Source organism: Streptomyces sp. O3 (assembly GCF_054788135.1).
Genome location: NZ_JBTVYK010000006.1, coordinates 1 through 17314 on the forward strand (window position 1 = coordinate 1; position 17314 = coordinate 17314).

Annotated in this window: 21 protein-coding genes and 1 pseudogene; 9 read left to right on the top strand and 13 right to left on the bottom strand. The window is 69.9% G+C overall.

Annotated features, from left to right (window positions below):
* Positions 1 to 179: 179 nt before the first annotated feature.
* The 3 genes from ACX6XY_RS04975 to ACX6XY_RS04985 form a co-directional block, all read right to left on the bottom strand.
* Positions 180 to 764, bottom strand: a complete 585-nt coding sequence (locus tag ACX6XY_RS04975) for a TerD family protein (protein ID WP_460327083.1) — start codon at positions 762 to 764, stop codon at positions 180 to 182.
* A 132-nt stretch (positions 765 to 896) separates the two neighbouring features.
* Positions 897 to 2009, bottom strand: a complete 1113-nt coding sequence (locus tag ACX6XY_RS04980; RefSeq protein WP_460326785.1) for an ABC transporter substrate-binding protein — start codon at positions 2007 to 2009, stop codon at positions 897 to 899.
* A 168-nt stretch (positions 2010 to 2177) separates the two neighbouring features.
* Positions 2178 to 2408, bottom strand: coding sequence for a hypothetical protein (locus ACX6XY_RS04985; protein ID WP_460326787.1), 231 nt, complete (start codon positions 2406 to 2408; stop codon positions 2178 to 2180).
* A gap of 202 nt (positions 2409 to 2610) precedes the next feature.
* Here ACX6XY_RS04985 and ACX6XY_RS04990 point away from each other — a divergent pair, with 202 nt between their 5' ends.
* Entirely contained in the window at positions 2611 to 4266 is a 1656-nt protein-coding gene (locus ACX6XY_RS04990) for an ATP-binding protein (RefSeq protein ID WP_460326789.1), read from the top strand.
* A 90-nt stretch (positions 4267 to 4356) separates the two neighbouring features.
* Here the strand turns inward: ACX6XY_RS04990 and ACX6XY_RS04995 are convergent, their stop codons facing one another.
* The 3 genes from ACX6XY_RS04995 to ACX6XY_RS05005 are packed head-to-tail and all read right to left on the bottom strand — an operon-like array spanning position 4357 to position 5676.
* Positions 4357 to 4623: a DUF397 domain-containing protein gene (locus tag ACX6XY_RS04995; RefSeq protein ID WP_460326792.1), complete on the bottom strand. Its 267-nt coding sequence runs from the start codon at positions 4621 to 4623 to the stop codon at positions 4357 to 4359.
* Positions 4616 to 4813, bottom strand: coding sequence for a DUF397 domain-containing protein (locus ACX6XY_RS05000; RefSeq protein ID WP_460326794.1), 198 nt, complete (start codon positions 4811 to 4813; stop codon positions 4616 to 4618). The genes ACX6XY_RS04995 and ACX6XY_RS05000 overlap by 8 nt, the downstream gene beginning before the upstream one ends.
* 11 nt (positions 4814 to 4824) lie before the next feature.
* Positions 4825 to 5676, bottom strand: a complete 852-nt coding sequence (locus ACX6XY_RS05005; protein WP_460327085.1) for a helix-turn-helix domain-containing protein — start codon at positions 5674 to 5676, stop codon at positions 4825 to 4827.
* A gap of 184 nt (positions 5677 to 5860) precedes the next feature.
* On the opposite strand from ACX6XY_RS05005, the gene ACX6XY_RS05010 reads away from it, so the two are divergent.
* A complete protein-coding gene (locus ACX6XY_RS05010; RefSeq protein WP_460326796.1) occupies positions 5861 to 6349 on the top strand; it encodes an ATP-binding protein in 489 nt (162 codons plus the stop codon).
* 45 nt (positions 6350 to 6394) lie between these two features.
* Here the strand turns inward: ACX6XY_RS05010 and ACX6XY_RS05015 are convergent, their stop codons facing one another.
* On the bottom strand, positions 6395 to 6745 hold the full coding sequence (locus tag ACX6XY_RS05015) for a hypothetical protein (protein ID WP_460326799.1): 351 nt from the start codon (positions 6743 to 6745) through the stop codon (positions 6395 to 6397).
* Complete coding sequence (locus tag ACX6XY_RS05020) at positions 6742 to 7227, bottom strand: prevent-host-death family protein (RefSeq protein WP_460326801.1); 486 nt, start codon at positions 7225 to 7227, stop codon at positions 6742 to 6744. The genes ACX6XY_RS05015 and ACX6XY_RS05020 overlap by 4 nt, the downstream gene beginning before the upstream one ends.
* 282 nt (positions 7228 to 7509) lie before the next feature.
* Between ACX6XY_RS05020 and ACX6XY_RS05025 the strand changes: the two are divergent.
* The 3 genes and pseudogenes from ACX6XY_RS05025 to ACX6XY_RS05035 all read left to right on the top strand — a co-directional run.
* A pseudogene (locus ACX6XY_RS05025) lies at positions 7510 to 7689 on the top strand (ATP-binding cassette domain-containing protein); the annotation flags it as partial.
* A gap of 400 nt (positions 7690 to 8089) precedes the next feature.
* Entirely contained in the window at positions 8090 to 9103 is a 1014-nt protein-coding gene (locus ACX6XY_RS05030) for a C40 family peptidase (protein WP_460326803.1), read from the top strand.
* A 192-nt stretch (positions 9104 to 9295) separates the two neighbouring features.
* Positions 9296 to 10009: a phosphatase PAP2 family protein gene (locus tag ACX6XY_RS05035; protein ID WP_460326805.1), complete on the top strand. Its 714-nt coding sequence runs from the start codon at positions 9296 to 9298 to the stop codon at positions 10007 to 10009.
* 306 nt (positions 10010 to 10315) lie between these two features.
* Here the strand turns inward: ACX6XY_RS05035 and ACX6XY_RS05040 are convergent, their stop codons facing one another.
* Positions 10316 to 10480 carry a hypothetical protein gene (locus tag ACX6XY_RS05040; RefSeq protein ID WP_460327091.1) on the bottom strand — a complete coding sequence of 55 codons (165 nt, stop codon included), beginning with the start codon at positions 10478 to 10480 and terminating at the stop codon, positions 10316 to 10318.
* Positions 10481 to 10589: 109 nt separating this feature from the next.
* On the opposite strand from ACX6XY_RS05040, the gene ACX6XY_RS05045 reads away from it, so the two are divergent.
* Positions 10590 to 11513: a hypothetical protein gene (locus tag ACX6XY_RS05045; RefSeq protein WP_460326807.1), complete on the top strand. Its 924-nt coding sequence runs from the start codon at positions 10590 to 10592 to the stop codon at positions 11511 to 11513.
* 161 nt (positions 11514 to 11674) lie between these two features.
* Entirely contained in the window at positions 11675 to 11842 is a 168-nt protein-coding gene (locus ACX6XY_RS05050; RefSeq protein WP_460326809.1) for a hypothetical protein, read from the top strand.
* A 143-nt stretch (positions 11843 to 11985) separates the two neighbouring features.
* Here ACX6XY_RS05050 and ACX6XY_RS05055 read toward each other — a convergent pair whose 3' ends face one another.
* Positions 11986 to 12333, bottom strand: a complete 348-nt coding sequence (locus ACX6XY_RS05055; protein WP_460326811.1) for a metal-sensitive transcriptional regulator — start codon at positions 12331 to 12333, stop codon at positions 11986 to 11988.
* A 217-nt stretch (positions 12334 to 12550) separates the two neighbouring features.
* Here ACX6XY_RS05055 and ACX6XY_RS05060 point away from each other — a divergent pair, with 217 nt between their 5' ends.
* Together ACX6XY_RS05060 and ACX6XY_RS05065 are read left to right on the top strand one after the other, a co-directional pair.
* Positions 12551 to 13171 (top strand): DUF47 domain-containing protein, encoded by a 621-nt coding sequence (locus tag ACX6XY_RS05060; RefSeq protein WP_411059885.1) that lies wholly within the window; start codon positions 12551 to 12553, stop codon positions 13169 to 13171.
* Between the two features lie 5 nt (positions 13172 to 13176).
* On the top strand, positions 13177 to 14175 hold the full coding sequence (locus ACX6XY_RS05065) for an inorganic phosphate transporter (RefSeq protein WP_460326813.1): 999 nt from the start codon (positions 13177 to 13179) through the stop codon (positions 14173 to 14175).
* 147 nt (positions 14176 to 14322) lie between these two features.
* Here the strand turns inward: ACX6XY_RS05065 and pstB are convergent, their stop codons facing one another.
* The 3 genes from pstB to pstC are packed head-to-tail and all read right to left on the bottom strand — an operon-like array spanning position 14323 to position 17230.
* Positions 14323 to 15099, bottom strand: coding sequence for a phosphate ABC transporter ATP-binding protein PstB (pstB, locus tag ACX6XY_RS05070; RefSeq protein ID WP_460326815.1), 777 nt, complete (start codon positions 15097 to 15099; stop codon positions 14323 to 14325).
* A gap of 38 nt (positions 15100 to 15137) precedes the next feature.
* Entirely contained in the window at positions 15138 to 16217 is a 1080-nt protein-coding gene (gene pstA / locus ACX6XY_RS05075) for a phosphate ABC transporter permease PstA (protein ID WP_460326817.1), read from the bottom strand.
* Positions 16214 to 17230 (bottom strand): phosphate ABC transporter permease subunit PstC, encoded by a 1017-nt coding sequence (gene pstC, locus ACX6XY_RS05080; protein ID WP_460326819.1) that lies wholly within the window; start codon positions 17228 to 17230, stop codon positions 16214 to 16216. The genes pstA and pstC overlap by 4 nt, the downstream gene beginning before the upstream one ends.
* Positions 17231 to 17314: the final 84 nt, after the last annotated feature.

Below are 17314 nucleotides of genomic sequence, written 5' to 3' on the forward strand. Positions count from 1 at the left end.
TGGGGGCCCCGGTCTTGGCCTTGCGCCGGGGGGCGGCGCGCCGGCGGCCCCCCCCCCCCCGCTCCGGCAGCTCGCTCCCGCGCCGTCCGCAGTCGAGTTCCGTCCGCTGCCCTCGTCTCCAGCGGACGAGGCTCTGGAAGCGTCTCATCCCGGACATCGGGTGACCGGGTCGGCTGGGGCTACTTGCTGACGGCGAAGCGCATCAGGGAGTGCTCGTCGCCCTGCTTGATCTTCCCGGTCTCGTTGATCACCTGGAGTTTCCAGGCCCCGCCGACCCGCACGGCCTTGGCGATGGCGCAGCCGTTGTCCTGGCTGAGCAGGCTCGGCCAGATGTCGGCGACCTGCTGAGTGGCGCCGCCCGTCGCGTCGTACACCTTGAAGCTCACGTTGCGCGCCATCTGGAACGAGCTGCGCTTCTTGTACGCGGCGGCGATGAACACGATGGACGTGACGGGGGCCGGGATCCGTTCGAACTCGACGGTCACCGTTTCGTCGTCGCCGTCACCGTGTCCGGTCTGGTTGTCCCCGCTGTGCACCAGCGAGCCGTTGCCCAGCGGGTCCAGGGAGTCGAGACCGGCCAGCCGCACCGGCTCGTCGCCCTGCATCACGATGGCGATCAGGTCGAGGTCGGTGCCGGTCTTGCGCTTGAACTTGCCCATCACCCCGCCGCTGCTGCCGGCGGTGGGGTCCCAGGAGACCCCCAGGGACAGGTGGGTCACCCCGTCCAGATCCGCCGGGCCGTCGTCCTTGGTGAGCGTGATCACCGTCATCCTCCACGATCGTGAGACTCGTATCCGTACAGGTGAAGTGTGCCTGGGCCGGTCACCGTTCGTCAGGCGGCCCTGCCCGGTCGTACCGCGCGGAAGCGAGCGTGGCCAATCGATCACCCAGCTTTCTCAGCCGACGTGGAGGATACGAAAGCGATCGGGTTCCGCCGGGTCCCGATCGACGACCTGGATCGGTGTCCGAGCCCGCTGCCAGACGCTGATGCCCGGAGTGCGGGAGAACTGGATCGGCCCGCGGGTGCCCTCGACCGCCACGTGCGGCCATGACTCGGCGATGGCCGCCTGGTCCATGCCGTGAGAACGCAGCACGTCGGCGAGGACGGTGACAGTGTCCCAGCCCTCGAAGGCGACGAAGGAGGGCGCTTCGCCCAGCCGCTCTCGGAGCTCATTCCCGACGCGTTCGCCGAGCGGACCGAGGCGCTCGGGCAGGTAGCGCAGGAACGGAATCCCAGCGCCGTCCTCGCTCAGCGCCGCGGCCCATTCGGCGAACTCTGGCTGTCCGGCCGGAGCGCCGATCAAGATCTCCGCGAGCCGCCGGTCGCCCCGGACGGCCCTGACGATCGGCACCGCTGGTTCCGGATGGCCGACCAGCAGGAGGAGCGCCGTCGCGCCGTGGTCGACGAGCGCGTCGCACAGGGCCGCGGGGGTGAGCGCGTTCGTGTCGAGTTCGACGACGGCGCCGCCGCGGGGAGCGATGTGGTCCCGCAGAACGCGGGTCCCGGACGCCCAGTAGACACTCGGCTGGGTCGCCACGGCGATCCGACTCCGGCCCGCGCCGAGGAGGAAGTCCGCGTAGACCCGCCAGCCGTGGGACTGGGGTGGGGCCAAGCGCGCGACCCACTCCGTCGGCTCATCGGTGAGCGCGTCAAGCACCGCGGACGAGCAGAGGAACGGCATGCCGAGAGCGTCGGCCCGTGCGGCTGCGGCGCGGGCGACGACGCTGTGGTATTCGCCCGCCACGGCGGCCACGCCCAGGGCGGCCAGTTCGTCCACGGCCGCCGCGGCCCGCTCTGGATCGGCCGCGGTGTCCCGTACCACCAACTCCAGTGGTCTGCCGTCGATCCCGCCGGCGTCGTTGACCTCGCGAACGGCCAGGTCGAGTCCTGCGAGCAGGTGCCGGCCCGCCTCGGCCCAGCCGGGCCGCGTCAGCGGCACGAGAGCGCCCAGGCGGACGGAGGACCCCTCTATGCGCCTGGCTCCGGATGGCGAGGGTGGCGTGTTCATCGGCTGGTGTCTCCCTTGGGGTGATGCGGTCGCAGTTCGCCCGGATCGCGCGCCGGCCGGGGCCGGCGGTTTACGTGCGTCACGTCTCGCCGCGGCGGGCGCGCCCGGCTGATCATGTCAGCCATTGGATCCACGACCCTCGCCAGTAGGCAACCGACTGCCGTCGATTCACCGCCGGGCGCGCCACACCCCGTACAGACTGACGACGGCCCCGACGACCATGGAGAACCCGGCGTCCCCGAGGAGGATGTACACGCCCGCCGAGAGGCCGAGCAGCGCGAGCATCCCGATCAGGTCGAGCGTGCGCTGACGCGTCGAGCGGCCTTCGGATCGCGGCGAAGGGGAAGAGTCGGGTGCGCGGGTGGCGCCACTGCGCGGTGTGGGTTCGATGTCGTCCATAGGACCAGCAAAAAGGCTGGTCTTGGGGCTATCCAGCCATCCGGACAAGGTCGGGGGTACCCGTACGCCACGTGCCGTGTGCCGAACAGCGGGCATCGGCCAGCGGGTGACAGCGCCGTTCGGGATCGTTCGACGCACTCCGTAGACGTTCGGAAAACGCCCCTCTACTGTTGCCGTGCACGGGAGTTGAAGGGGTCAGGGTGTGACGGAGAGCGGCAACGCGGTAGACCCGGAGGACCTGGAGGCGGCCGCCGCGTACGACGCCGCCTACGCCGCGTTCACCGATGAGCTGAACCGGCTGCACATCGCCTACGGAGCGCCTTCGTACAGCGAGATCGCCAAGGCGTCGGTGCGGCCCAAACTGTCGAGAGCCGGGATTACCGAAGCGCTTACGGGCAAGCGCCTCCTCCCGATGCCGGCGCTTCTGGAGTTCGTACGAGTGGTGTCGAACCCGATGCCGCCCGCTCACGACGTCCCGTCCGACTTCGCCGCCCAACCGGAACTGGTCGACGAATGGCGTGCCCGGTGGGCTGACGTCAGGTACCTGCTGCGGCAGGTCCAGGCGCCGATGAGCCGGGTCAAGCAGGCCAGCAAGGAGATGGTGGCGGAGGCGCTGCGAGAGTCGGAGGCGCTGCGGCTCAAGGCGCACGAACAGGCGGAGAGCCTGCGCCGAGAGGCAGAGGCGGAGGCAGAGCTCGTCCGGTCCCAGGCGCGGGCTGATGCCGCCGCGATGCAGGAGCACGTTCAGGAACTGCGTTTCCGCATCGAGGGCGAGGTGGAGGACAGCCGGCAGCAGGCCCGGCGTGAGGCGGCCCAACTGCTGCGGGACGCCCGGACGCGCAACGAAGAGCTGCTGCGCGCCGCGGATGAGCAGTTGAAGAACGCGGAGACGGAGGCCGCGGAGATCATTCTCCGGGCGCGCCGCAGGCGACGCTCGATCCCTCCCCTGTTCAGGAAGACGAAAGCGCTGCGTAGGCTCCGTGACGTGTCGACCAGGATCGCTCACGAACGGCTGCCGGAACTGGTCAAGCAGGTTTCTGAGGCGGATCCGATGGATATCGACACATCCATCGAGGGAGTCGGCAGCTATGGGCGGGGCATCATCGGCGAGGTCGCCGTAGCGTTCGACAACATCCACCGCGAGGCGGTACGGCTCGCCGTCGAGCAGGCGCTGCTGCGGGGCCACGTCAACGCGATGTTCACCAACCTCTCGCGGCGTTCGCAGGGTCTCATCCACCGTCAGCTCGCGCTCATCGTCGAGATGGAGGAACGAGAGACCGACCCGGACCAGCTGGCCTTGCTCTTCAAGCTGGACCACCTCGCCGCGCGTATGCGCCGTAACGGCGAGAACCTCCTCGTCCTCGCGGGCGAGGAGCCGGGCCGCCGATGGACCCGGCCGGTCCCGCTGGTCGACGTGCTGCGCGCCGCCGCGTCCGAGGTGGAGCAGTACGAGCGCATCGAACTGGCCGCGATACCCGCGGCCGAGGTCGCCGGGCCTGTCGTCAACGATCTCGTGCACCTGCTCGCCGAGCTGCTGGAGAACGCCACCTCCTTCTCCCCGCCGCAGGTCAAGGTCCGTGTCACCGGTCGCGCGCTGCCCGACGGCCGGGTGCTGGTCGAGATCCACGACGAGGGCGTCGGCCTCTCGCCCGATGATCTCGGCGCGGTCAACGAGCGGCTGGCGTCGCCGCCCACCGTGGATGTCTCGGTCTCGCGCCGTATGGGACTGTTCGTGGTCGGTCGCCTGTCCATGCGGCACGGCATCCGCGTCCAGCTGATCCCGTCCGACTCCGACGGGATCACCGCCCTGGCTATGCTGCCCGCGGGTGTCATCGCGCCAGCTCAACCAGGGAGTTGAGGGTGTCCCCGGCCCGGCCCGGCCCGGCCCGGCTCGGCGCCTGCCGCGGAGCTGGGCCGAGCCGGGTGGTCGTACCGGCGTGCCCAGCCATCAGGCTTTGTCTTCGGTGGCGTTCGTGTCGTCCACGCCTTCCACGAAGTGGTCGAACTCGCCTGCCTGTACGCCGAGTACGAAGGCGTCCCATTTGCGTTGGGTGGTCGTGACGACGTTGTCCGGGTCGCTGGTCTCGCGGATGTAGACCGGGGGGTTGTCGGTGCCGTCCTCGCCGAAGGCGAGTTCGATCCAGGGGCCGGGCCCGGTGGCGTCCTCGGGCGCGGCCCGGACCCAGGTGAGGTTCGACGGTACGTCGTCAGGCATGGGGTGCGGTCTCCTTGAGGGTGTGGAGGAGGGCGGTGAAGGCGGCGGGGGTGGTGGTGAGTATGGCTCGGGTGGGGTCGGCGGATTCGGTGAGGTGGATGGTTGGCGTGGGGGCGGTCCCGGTGGCTACGCGTACACAGGAGTCTCCCTCGGAGCAGTAGGACGACTGCTGCCAGACGTGTGTGAGCACGTGGGCATCCTCTACAGGTCGTGGGCGATGGAGCGGATCAGGCTCTGGGACTTAGTCGGGCTGAGTGCGACGGACTCCAGCTTCTCGAACAGTGTTCGGTACTTCTGCAACTGGGCTTCCGCATCCAGAAACGCCAGCCCGTGGGACTGGTCGAGGTGAACCGTGTCGAGTTGCGGCACAGGGCCGTGCGCGTAGTAGATCGACTGTCCCGAACCGGGGTAAGCGCCAGCGTCGAAGGTGATGACGCGAAGGGTGATGTGGTCGAGGCTGCTCACGTCGAGCAAGCGACGAAGCTGTTCGCGTGAGACCGATGGGCCGCCGACCTTCATGCGCAGCGCTGCCTCGTGGATGATCGCTTGGTAGGGCGTGGGGTTGTCTCCGTAGAGCACAGCCTGCCGCTTGACGCGGAACGACACCCGATGCTCCACGTCGGGTGGGGGGAGTTCTGGAACGGCCTGGCGAATGATCTCCCGTGCGTGGTCGACGGTCTGGAGGAGTCCGGGGATACGGGCGGTGATAGCGCCGCACAACGAACGGGCGTGGTGCTCTAGTTCGGCGAGGTCGAGGAGCGCGGGCGGGAGGATCTCGCGGTACTCCTCCCACCAACCGCGCTTCCGTTCGCCGGTCATGGCCGCCAAGGCTTCGACGAGGGCGGTGTCTGAGCATTCGTAGTTGCGGGCCAGTGTGCGTACACGGTCGGCGCTCACGCCGTACCGGCCCGCCTCGATGTTGCTGATGCGCGCCTGGTTGCCGCCCAGAAGCGCTGCTGCCTCGGTCGCGGTCATCCCTGCCCGCTCGCGCAACCTGCGCAGTTCGGCACCTAGCCGCTGTCGGCGGGCTGTTGGCGTTGTGCTCGGCGGCACCGCGTCCTCCTCGGTCAGGTCACCCACACGAGTGCATCTGTAATGGAATCCCTGGATTCCATGTAATGCATTACATGATCTGGGCTAGCTTATATCCGGGCCCCCACCCAGAAGTACCCCGCTCGACGGAGCGACCTGGTCACTGGGACATCAGTCAACTCCCCCTGTCTGAACGGAGAACCCGATGAGCGCCACCGTAACCGTCCCCTGGACCTACACCCTCCACCTTCCGCACGACCCCCGCGCCCCCGGAATCGCCCGCACCACCCTGCGCGCCGTGCTCACATCGCACAGGCTCGACGAAGTCGCGGACATGGCCGAGCTGTTGGCCAGTGAGCTGGTCACCAACGCTCACCACTACTCGGACGGGCCGTACGCCCTCCGGCTGCGGCAGATGGCCCGGCGGAGGGTGCGGGTCGGAGTGTGGGACACCAACCCCGACATCCCGCCGCCGTTCCAGGGCGTCGCGCCGGTACCCGATGAGTGCGCCGAGTCGGGGCGCGGGCTCTTCCTCGTGCAACTGTGCGCCGAGAAGTGGGGCGCGTACAGCCTGGCGGGGGACGAGTTCGGGTGGGCGCGGCCCGGCAAGCTGCTCTGGGTGGAGTGCGGCGGGGGTCTCGCGCGGGACCCCGGCCCGCTCGTCCACAGGCTGTGGACAAGCGGGCCGGGGTGAGCGGGCGTGCGGGGCGGCGGCGCGTTGAGCGGGCAGTGCCGGGGGCTACTCGGTGTCCTTTGGGTGCCGCGGGGAGGCGTACACCAGGATCACCGTCGAGGTTTCCGGGCTGACCAGGTAGCGGATCCGGCCGCCGCTGGTGATCTCGTACTCCCACTGCTCCAGTTCGGAGCCCTTCCACTGTCTGGTGGCGTGCCTGCCGCGGAGTTGATGCTGGCGGTTCCAGTTGGACCGCGACAACGGGTCTGCGCGAAGGGCCTCCAGGCAGCGGTGGGCGTTCGGCAGCGCCACTCGGCACAGCTCCTCCCAGCCGGTCGCGGCTTCCGTGGTCCCGTGGATGACGTTCCAGCCGCTCAGCGGCGGGACACTGACCCGGTCGCCTTTCTTCGGGCTCACTCGTGCACCTCGACGGTGCCGTGGTCGGCGTCACCGAGCGGGCGGAGCGCGTCCCTGAGCTGGTCAGGGTCGGCATTGACACGGGCGGTCGCCCGCCACGAGACGATCGCCCGGTGCACGGCCTCCCTGGCGCCCAGCTCGGCGGCGTCGGACAGCGCGTCCAGAAGCTCGACGGTGAACTCCCGGACCTCTTCAGCGTCCAGGTGGCGCACCCACGGGAACACCTCGGGCAGCGCGAGCAGCAGCGACTTGGCGCCGTCGTCCTGCTTCATCAGCGCGAGGAACAGCCGGGACGCGGTGGTCAGGCTCTCCTCGCTGCGCTCCGCCTGTATGGCCGTGGTCAGCACCATGTCGGGCGCGTCCCGGTGTGTGACGCGCAGGCATCCCAGGGCGGCGGCCCTGGCGGCGACGGCCTTCGGGTTCCGGGACAGATCGGTGAACGAGACGGATTCCGCTTCGGACGCCGAGTACGCGATGCTCATACTCAGAGTGTACTCAGAGTGTGCTCTGAGTGCTAGTAGGGGCGGTCGATGGGTGTACCCAGCACCACCCCGCACTCGGGGCGTACGGCCAGTGTGTGCCGTCGTCGGCGTCCCTAGCTTCGTAGGCGGGGCGCAAGGCGCGCCTACGGAGAGGACGCGGAGAGGGCAGCGTGATGTTTCGTCGTACGGGTGGGAAAGGGAGAGGGAGTCGGAAGGGCTGGAGATGACCGGGGGGGGAGCGAGGCCGAGCTGACCAGGTTCCGGCGGCGGCGGATCGGGTTCGTGTTCCAGCAGTACAACCTGCTGCCGACACTCACCGTCGAGCAGAACACCACCCTGCCGCTGAAGCTCGCCGGACGGCGGATCGACAAGCACCGGGCCCGCGAGATCCTCGCGCAGGTAGGGCTCGGGGACCGGCTCGGGCACCGGCCCGACGAGCTGTCCGGCGGGCAGCGGCAGCGCGTCGCCATCGCGCGCGCCCTGGTCGCCGAGCCGAGCGTGGTCTTCGCCGACGAGCCGACCGGCGCGCTGGACACCCGGAGCGCGCGCGATGTGCTGCGGCTGCTCCAGGAGGCCGTACGGGCGCACGGCAGGACCGTCGTCATGGTTGACGCACGGCCACCCCCTACCGGGGCCGGGAGTTCGGGCAGCAGCACCTGGCCGGGGCGACGCCGGGCCAGGTGCTGGGGACGGCGGCGCGGATCGTGCGGACACCGGCGGTGGACGCGGTGGCTCTGGCCGCGTGAAGGCCTCCTGACCGAGCGTGCCTCATCGCCGTACCGGCTTGCGATCCACGCCCGTACGGCGATTCGGCGGTCCTAGACTTGGGCATGGATTGCCGGGGCGTGAGAGGTGGTTGACGGTGCGTAAGGCGTGGCTGGCAGCGGCCGGTGCCGGGCTCGCGGGCATGCTCGGCTTCGTCCTGCTCATCGTCGTGGGCACCGTCATCGTCGCCGGGAACCTCGCGGGCGGCGCGGGCAAGGCCGCCGTCGGCCTGGCCAAGGGCGCGGTGCCCGCCGAGTACCAGCCCGTGGTGCAGAAGTGGGGCAACCTCTGCCCGGCCATCAACCCGGCCCTGCTGGCCGCGCAGTTGTACCAGGAGAGCGGCTGGAACCCGAAGGCGCAGAGCCCGGCGCAGGCCCAGGGCATCGCCCAGTTCATCCCCGGCACCTGGGCGGCGCACGGCGTCGACGGGGACGGCGACGGGGTCAAGGACGTGTGGAACCCCGCCGACGCCATCCCCTCGGCCGCCTCGTACGACTGCAAGCTGGCCGAGTACGTGAAGGACGCGCCCGGCGACCCGACGCACAACATGCTCGCGGCGTACAACGCGGGGGCGTACGCGGTCATCAAGTACCAGGGGGTGCCGCCGTACCGCGAGACGCAGAACTACGTGAAGAACATCCAGGAGCTGGAGAAGAGTTTCGCCCGGCCGGTCGGGCGGGTCGACCCCTCGCGGCAGGCGGCGGGCGCGATCTCCTTCGCGCAGGACAAACTCGGCACCGAGTACCTGTGGGGCGGGGACGGCACACCCGAGGACGGCGGCCGGTTCGACTGCTCCGGGCTGACGAAGGCGGCGTACGAGAAGGTCGGGGTCACGCTGCCGCGCGTCGCCAACGACCAGTACAACGCCGGGCCGCACCCCAAGCGAGACGAACTGCTCCCCGGCGACCTGGTGTTCTTCTCGGACGATCTGACCAATTCGCGGGCCATCCGGCATGTCGGCATCTATGTGGGCGGCGGGTACATGATCGACGCTCCCCGGCCGGGCGCGGTGATCCGGTTCGCGCCGGTCGACACGCCCGACTACTTCGGGGCCACGCGCGTGACGGAAGCGGGTGCGAAGGCGCTGCCCACGGCCGAAGCCGTGGCTTGAACTCTCTGCTAAGCCATGGCCTTGAGCTGCGGTGATGGATCTCTCTTCGGTAACGTCGAAGTGATCTTTCGGTGGAGAGTGGAACGGCGACGGGGGAAAGGGACGTTCCTTGGGGGGATGGGGATGTTCCCTTGACGGAGCATCACTATCGGGAGCACCACCCCGGCGACGAGGACAAGGGGCCACGGCACCATGGCTGTACTGGACAACTCCGGGTCCAACCCCGACGTCGAGCTGCTGTACGACATCAACGGCCTGAGCGAGCGCACTCCGGGCTGGCTCGACCAGACCCTGGCGTTCGTCGGCGAGTACGGGCTGCTGGCCGCGATGGTGCTGCTGGTGCTGTGGTGCTGGATCACCGTACGGCGCGGGGCCGACCCCGAGGGGACCGTCGCCGCCGTGCTCTGGGCCCCGCTCGCCGCCGCGGGCGCGACGCTGGTGAACGTGCCGATCCGGGGGTTCGTGGAACGGCCGCGGCCGTTCGTCGACCATGAGGGTCTCGCGGTGCTGGTGGACGGGAAGGCCGGGTTCGCCTTCGTGAGCGACCACGCGACGCTGGCCATGGCGCTGGGCGTCGGACTGTTCGTCGCCCACCGGAAGTTCGGCCTGGCGGCGATCGGGCTCGCGGTGCTGGAGGGCGTCCTGCGGGTGTTCCTCGGGGTGCACTATCCGACGGACGTGATCGGCGGATTCGCGCTGGGCACGGCGGTGACGCTGCTGCTCGCGCCACTGGCGACGGCCCTGCTCACGCGGCTCACGCGGGCGGTCTCCCGGTCGCGGCGGCTGGCCTGGCTGGTGCGGGCGCGACAGGGCTCGGAGACGGAGGCGGAGGCGGGAGCGGTGGAGCTGCCGGAGCCGCGGTCGGCGGCGGGCGGACCTGAGGGAGAGAAGGGGCTCGCGGCCTGACGCTCCCGTGGTCCGGCGCGCCGCCCAGGGGCCCGGCTGGCTTGCCCAGGGGTCTGGCTGGCCGTCAGGGCGTCAGGGCAGGGGCGGTACGAGGTCGAGGTACAGGAGTACGGCGGTCAGGGCGCACAGGGCTGACGTGCCGAACGCCAGCCTGACGGCCGTACGGCCCGCTCGGGGCGTCGGGTGTGCTCGGCCTGCGCGGCGGGGGCTCACCCCTTCAGAGGAGCGCCCGCGCGCGGGGAGCGCCAGTTGGCGCGGGGCGGGCTGGGCCGTATGGGGGGGGGATCAGTCGTTTTCGGCCAGGGCTCAGGCCTCGGGTGGGCTCAGGGCGGCGCGGTCGTGGGACTCGGCGTCCGCACGTGCCTTGGAGCGCGCCCTGCGGGCCGGGCCGCGCCAGCCGCAGACGCAGCGGGCGAAGCAGAAACGACCCTGTTCGGCCGTGGTGGTGCGGTGCTGTTCCGGTGGTGCCACGGGTTCCACGGTACGACCCGGCCCGTGACGGGTGCCAGGACCGGTCGTTAAGCGGAACGACGACGACGGGTCCCGCGGGCGGACGGCCGGTGCTGGGGGAAGGCAGGCGATGGTGGTGCAGCAGCACGGGCGCGGAGGCGGTGCGGCCGTCGCCGCCGCGGTTCTGGTGATGTCGGGCGCGGTCGGGTGTTCGGGCGGCGGTGCGGCGGCCGACGTCGAGACGCCGGGGGACGCGCTGGCCACCGTGCACCAGGCCGCGGCGGCGCTGGAGGACGCGGGGAGCGCCAAGGCCCGTACGGCGATGGAGATGGCGACCGGCGGGACGCGGGTCACCATCCGGGGCCGGGGCGCGTACGACTTCAGGGCGCGGGTCGGGCGGCTGAAGGTGACGCTGCCCCAGGAGCCGTCGGGGGAGCCCGGACGGCAGCCGATCACCGAACTGCTCGCGCCCGGCGCGCTGTATATGAAGAACCGTGGCGCGGGCGTGCCCGCGGACAAATGGGTGCGGGTCGATACGACGACGCTCTCGGACGGGAACCTGGTCACGGGCGGGGTGACCGACCCGATGGCCGCGGCGGAGCTGCTGCGCGGGGCGCGGTCCGTGACGTACGTCGGCAAGACCCGGCTGGCCGGGGTCACGGTGCGGCACTACCGGGGGACGGCCGATATCGGGCGGGCCGCGAAGGCCGCGTCCAAGGAGAACCGGGGGGCGCTGCTCGCCGCGGCGAAAGGGTTCAGCAGGCGCGGGGTGTCCTTCGACGCGTACCTCGACGACCAGGGGCGGCTGCGGAAGGTACGGCACCAGTTCCACTTCACGCAGAACGCGGGCGGCGACGCGGGCGCGAGCGGCCATGGCGACGCGAGCACGGGTGAGGGCACGGGTGAGGGCGCTGGCGACGGCGGGACGCCCGGCGCGGTGGAGGTGGCGTCGACGACCCTGCTCTACGGCTTCGGGGCGCCGGTGGACGCGGAACTGCCCGCCGCGGGCGACATCTTCGCGGGCAAGATCGCTGAGGAGTGGGAGGCGGGGTAGCCGACAGACCCTAGGGCGGCGCGGCGCGGCGCGGTACGGCGCCGGGCGCGGCGCGGGCGCGCGGGGGGTGTCGTGACGCGCGGAGAATAGCCCGTCCGTGCCATGCGCGGGGCGCGGGGGCGTCCCTACTCTAGGGAGCGGAGGCGGGGAAGGGAGAGGTGATGCAGGTGGCTCCGATGCCGAGCAAGGCCGCGGTGCACGACCACGTCGCCCTCGCTGAGATCGAGCTGTGCGGCGAGCTGATCATCGCGGCGTCCGCGGCGGATGAGCGGCTCACGGCCGATCGGATCGACGAGGTGCTCAGGGTTGTGGACGGGCCTGACGCTTGACCGCGCGTGGTGCGGGTCCCGGCGCTGCCTGACCGGCCCTGGGACCCGCGCCACGGCCGGTCAGCGCAGGGCCCGCGCCACGGCCGGTCAGCGCAGGGCCCGCGCCACGGCCGGTCAGGCAGCGGGAACCCGCCCACGGCCGGTCAGGTGCGCAGGAGGCGGGCGATGGCCTTGGTGGCTTCCTCCACCTTGGCGTCGACTTCGTCGCCGCCCCTCGCTGACGCGTCCGCCACGCAGTGCCTGAGGTGCTCCTCCAGGAGTTGCAGGGCGAAGGACTGGAGGGCCTTCGTGCTGGCCGAGACCTGAGTGAGTATGTCGATGCAGTAAACGTCCTCGTCGACCATCCGCTGGAGCCCGCGCACCTGGCCCTCGATGCGGCGCAGCCGCTTGAGGTGCTCGTCCTTCTGGTGGTGGTAGCCGTGCACGGCGTGGTCGTCCGGGGCCTCGATGGAGGGCGCCGCGGTCGCCGCGTCGGCTTCGGTCGTCGTCATCGCGTCCTCCTGATATGAACTGTCGGGAAATTCATAGTCCGGGTACCCCCCGTGGGTATATTTTAGCGGATTTCACGGGGGCGCGTCGGGCGTCGGCTCCAGCTCCGTGCTGTTCACTGTGCCTCATGCGCGACACTGGTGGGCGGCCGGTTAGCCGCGGCCGGATGATGCGCCTAGCATCAGCCTGACCGAAACCTGAACACCCCGAGGATCCCACGTGCGCTTTCGTCTGACCCCCAGGGAGACGAGCTTCTACGACATGTTCGCCGCGTCCGCGGACAACATCGTCACGGGCTCCAAGCTCCTGATGGAACTGCTCGGGGCGGACCCCTCCGCCCGAGCCGAGATCGCGGAGCGGATGCGGGCAGCGGAACACGCCGGTGACGACGCGACTCACGCGATTTTCCACCAGCTGAACTCCTCGTTCATCACGCCGTTCGACCGTGAGGACATCTACTCCCTCGCGTCGTCTCTCGACGACATCATGGACTTTATGGAGGAGGCCGTCGACCTGGTCGTCCTCTATAACGTCGAGGAGCTGCCCAAGGGCGTCGAGCAGCAGGTCGAGGTACTCGCCAGGGCCGCCGAGCTGACCGCCGAGGCCATGCCGCACCTGCGGACCATGGACAACCTCACGGAGTACTGGATCGAGATCAACCGGCTGGAGAACCAGGCCGACCAGGTCCACCGCAAGCTGCTCGCCCACCTCTTCAACGGCAAGTACGACGCCATCGAGGTGCTCAAGCTCAAGCAGATCGTGGACGTGCTGGAAGAGGCGGCCGACGCGTTCGAGCACGTCGCCAACACGGTGGAGACCATCGCGGTCAAGGAGTCCTGAACCTCGTGGACACCTTCGCCCTGATCGTGACCATCGGCGTCGCGCTCGGATTCACGTACACCAACGGCTTCCACGACTCCGCGAACGCGATCGCGACCTCCGTCTCCACACGGGCCCTGACCCCGCGCGCCGCGCTGGCCATGGCGGCCGTGATGAACCTCGCCGGCGCCTTCCTGGGCAGCGGGATCGCCAAGACCGTGAGCGAGGGGCTGATCCAGACGCCCGAGGGGCGCAAGGGAATGTGGATTCTCTTCGCCGCGCTGGTCGGAGCCGTCGTCTGGAACATGGTCACCTGGTACTTCGGGCTGCCCTCGTCGTCCTCGCACGCGCTGTTCGGCGGCATGGTCGGCGCGGCGCTCGCCGGGGGGATCGACGTCATCTGGTCCGGAGTGCTCCAGAAGATCGTCATTCCGATGTTCCTGTCGCCGATCGTCGGGCTCCTCGTCGGCTATCTGGTGATGGTCGCGATCATGTGGATGTTCCGGAGAGCCAATCCGCACAAGGCCAAGCGGGGATTCCGTATCGCGCAGACCGTCTCGGCCGCGGGAATGGCGCTCGGGCATGGTCTCCAGGACGCGCAGAAGACCATGGGCATCGTGGTGATGGCCCTGGTCATCGCCGATATCGAGAACCCGAGCGACCCGATTCCGGTGTGGGTCAAGTTCGCCTGCGCGATCATGCTCTCGCTCGGTACGTACGCGGGCGGCTGGCGCATCATGCGCACGCTCGGGCGGAAGATCATCGAGCTGGACCCGCCGCAGGGCTTCGCCGCCGAGACGACCGGCGCGGGCATCATGTTCACCACCGCGTTCATCTTCCACGCGCCGATCTCCACCACGCATGTGATCACCTCGGCGATCATGGGTGTGGGCTCGACCAAGGGGTCGCGCGCGGTGCGCTGGGGCGTCGCCAAGAACATCGTCATGGGCTGGTTCATCACCATGCCGGCGGCCGCGTTGGTCGCGGCGCTCAGCTTCTGGGTCGTGAACTTCGCGTTCCTCTAGGCACGGAACGGCGGTACGGAAACAGTACGGAAATGGGCCCGCCCCCTCGTGTGAGGGGGCGGGCCCTTGGCCTTCACGGTGGCACCGCCATGCAGCACCGTGAGGGCGGTACGGGGAGCCGCGCGGGGCGGCTCGGCACACGGGGGCTCAGCCGAAGCGGCCCGAGATGTAGTCCTCGGTCGCCTGGACCGACGGGTTGGAGAAGATCCGCTCGGTCTCGTCGATCTCGATGAGCTTGCCGGGCTGGCCGATCGCCGCGAGGTTGAAGAACGCGGTGCGGTCCGAGACGCGGGCCGCCTGCTGCATGTTGTGCGTCACGATGACGATCGTGAAGCGCTCCTTGAGCTCGCCGATCAGGTCCTCGATGGCGAGGGTCGAGATCGGGTCGAGCGCCGAGCAGGGCTCGTCCATGAGCAGGACCTGCGGCTCGACCGCGATCGCGCGGGCGATGCACAGGCGCTGCTGCTGGCCGCCGGAGAGGCCGGAGCCCGGCTTGTTCAGGCGGTCCTTGACCTCGTTCCAGAGGTTGGCGCCCTTGAGGGACTTCTCGACGATGTCGTCCAGCTCGCTCTTCTTGTGCGAGCCGTTCAGGCGCAGGCCCGCCGCCACGTTGTCGAAGATCGACATGGTGGGGAACGGGTTCGGGCGCTGGAACACCATGCCGACGGTGCGCCGTACGTTGACCGGGTCGACCCCGGAGCCGTACAGGTCCTCGCCGTCGAGCAGGACCTTGCCCTCGACACGGCCGGAGGGGGTGACCTCGTGCATGCGGTTGAGGGTGCGCAGGAAGGTGGACTTGCCGCAGCCGGACGGGCCGATGAAGGCGGTCACGGAGCGGGGCTCCACGGTCATCGAGATGTCCTCGATGGCCAGGTGGGAGCCGTAGTAGGCGTTCAGGCCGCTGACGTCGATTCGCTTGGCCATGTGGATCACTGCTTCTTTCGGGTCGCTGCTTGGTCGCGTCAGCGACCGGTCTTCGGGGCCTTCCAGCGGGCGATGCCGCGGGCCACCAGGTTGAGGATCATGACGAACCCGATGAGGGTCAGCGCCGCCGCCCAGGCGCGGTCGTACGAGGCCGAGTTCCCGGCCGCGTACTGCTGGTAGATGTACAGGGGCAGCGAGGACTGGGCGCCGTCGAACGGGTTCGTGTTGATGAAGTTCGTGCCCCACACGACGAGCAGCACGGGGGCCGTCTCGCCGGTGATCCGGGCCACCGCGAGCATGACGCCCGTAGTGATGCCGCCGACGGAGGTCGGCAGGACCACCTTGAGGATGGTCCGCCACTTCGGCACGCCGAGGGCGAGCGACGCCTCGCGCAGCTCGTTCGGCACGAGCTTGAGCATCTCCTCGGTGGAGCGGACGACCACCGGCATCATCAGGATCGACAGCGCCATGGCGCCCGCCCAGCCGGAGAAGTCGAAGCCCAGGATCAGGATCCAGAAGGTGAGGACGAACAGACCGGCGACGATCGACGGGATGCCCGTCATCACGTCCACGAAGAAGGTGACGGTCTTGGCGAGCTTCCCCTGGCCGTACTCGACGAGGTAGATCGCGGTCAGCAGACCGATCGGCACGGCGATCAGCGAGGCCAGCGCGACCTGCTGGAGGGTGCCGAGCAGGGCGTGGTAGACGCCGCCGCCGACCTCGCGGTCGCCCAGGGTGCCCATGGAGTGGGTCAGGAAGTACAGGTCGAAGACCTTGGAGCCGCGGGCGAGCGTCTCCCACAGGAGCGAGGCCAGCGGGATCGTCGCCAGCAGGAAGGCGACCCACACCAGCGAGGTGGCGAGGCGGTCCTTGGCCTGGCGCTTGCCCTCGACCCGCGACGCGATGGCGTACGAGGCGACGACGAAGATCAGTGCGGCGATCAGGCCCCACTGGAGTCGGCTGTGCAGGTCGGCCGTGATGCCGATGGCGACGGCGGTCGCGGCGGAGCCGAGCGCGACCACGAGCGGCGTCCAGCGGGGCAGGCGGGCCGCGCTGAGGGCGCTGGGGCCGCTGGGGGCGCCGGGAGCGGTGGGGGCGGTCTTGACGTCGGTGCTCATGCGTTGGCCCCCGAGTACTCCTTGCGGCGGGCGATGATCAGCCGTGCCGAGCCGTTGACCAGCAGGGTGATGACGAAGAGCACCAGGCCGGAGGCGATCAGGGCGTCCCGGCCGAACTCGTTCGCCTCGTTGAACTTGCTGGCGATGTTCTGGGCGAAGGTGCCGCCGCCCGGATCGAGCAGCGAGGCGTTGATCAGGAAGCTCGGGGAGAGCACGGTGGCGACGGCGATCGTCTCGCCGAGCGCGCGGCCCAGGCCCAGCATCGAGGCGGAGATGACGCCCGAGCGGCCGAAGGGCAGCACCGACATGCGGATGACCTCCCAGCGGGTCGCGCCGAGCGCGAGCGCGGCCTCCTCGTGCATCTTCGGGGCCTGGAGGAAGACCTCGCGGCTCACGTTGGTGATGATCGGGAGGATCATGATCGCGAGCAGGATGCCGACGGTCATCAGGGAGCGCGGGGCGCCGCCCTGGTACTCGAAGATCCCGGTCCAGCCGAAGTAGTCGTCCAGCCAGCTGTAGAGGCCGGTCAGGTGCGGGGCGACGACGAGGGCGCCCCACAGGCCGTACACGATGGACGGCACGGCGGCCAGCAGGTCGATCACGTAGGCGATCGGTCCGGAGAGCTTGCGCGGCGCGTAGTGGGAGATGAACAGCGCGATCGCGACGGCGATCGGCACGGCGATCACCAGGGCGATGATCGAGCTCACGATGGTGCCGAACACCAGGACCGGGATGCCGAACTTGGGGTCGAACCCGTTCGTGTCCCACTCGAAGGTGGTGAAGAAGTTGCCCGAGTTGTCGGACAGCGCGAGGACCGTGCGGTAGGTCAGGAAGGCCGCGATGGCGGCCATGATCGTCAGCAGCGCGATGCCGGAGCCTCGGGAGAGTCCGAGGAAGACCCGGTCACCGGGGCGGGTGGCGCTCTTGCCGCCGCGCTGGCGCTCGCCCGTGGGCGTGGGCGCGTCGGCTGGTTCGGTTGGGGGAGGTGCTGCTTTGGTGGTGGATATATCCATGGGGGATCTCCGGTCTGCGGAGCGCTCCGGTGGGAGGCTCCAGGCGCTGGCGGTGCACCGGATGGTGCGGCCGGTCCGCTGTGG

What these genes read in the sequence shown, in the direction of transcription:
- ACX6XY_RS04980 (WP_460326785.1), bottom strand. Translation starts at nt 2,009, where the DNA reads ATGAACACGCCACCCTCGCCATCCGGAGCCAGGCGCATAGAGGGGTCC.
- ACX6XY_RS04985 (WP_460326787.1), bottom strand. Translation starts at nt 2,408, where the DNA reads ATGGACGACATCGAACCCACACCGCGCAGTGGCGCCACCCGCGCACCC.
- ACX6XY_RS04995 (WP_460326792.1), bottom strand. Translation starts at nt 4,623, where the DNA reads ATGCCTGACGACGTACCGTCGAACCTCACCTGGGTCCGGGCCGCGCCC.
- ACX6XY_RS05010 (WP_460326796.1), top strand. Translation starts at nt 5,861, where the DNA reads ATGAGCGCCACCGTAACCGTCCCCTGGACCTACACCCTCCACCTTCCG.
- ACX6XY_RS05020 (WP_460326801.1), bottom strand. Translation starts at nt 7,227, where the DNA reads ATGAGCATCGCGTACTCGGCGTCCGAAGCGGAATCCGTCTCGTTCACC.
- ACX6XY_RS05035 (WP_460326805.1), top strand. Translation starts at nt 9,296, where the DNA reads ATGGCTGTACTGGACAACTCCGGGTCCAACCCCGACGTCGAGCTGCTG.
- ACX6XY_RS05045 (WP_460326807.1), top strand. Translation starts at nt 10,590, where the DNA reads ATGGTGGTGCAGCAGCACGGGCGCGGAGGCGGTGCGGCCGTCGCCGCC.
- ACX6XY_RS05050 (WP_460326809.1), top strand. Translation starts at nt 11,675, where the DNA reads ATGCAGGTGGCTCCGATGCCGAGCAAGGCCGCGGTGCACGACCACGTC.
- ACX6XY_RS05055 (WP_460326811.1), bottom strand. Translation starts at nt 12,333, where the DNA reads ATGACGACGACCGAAGCCGACGCGGCGACCGCGGCGCCCTCCATCGAG.
- pstB (WP_460326815.1), bottom strand. Translation starts at nt 15,099, where the DNA reads ATGGCCAAGCGAATCGACGTCAGCGGCCTGAACGCCTACTACGGCTCC.
- pstA (WP_460326817.1), bottom strand. Translation starts at nt 16,217, where the DNA reads ATGAGCACCGACGTCAAGACCGCCCCCACCGCTCCCGGCGCCCCCAGC.
- pstC (WP_460326819.1), bottom strand. Translation starts at nt 17,230, where the DNA reads ATGGATATATCCACCACCAAAGCAGCACCTCCCCCAACCGAACCAGCC.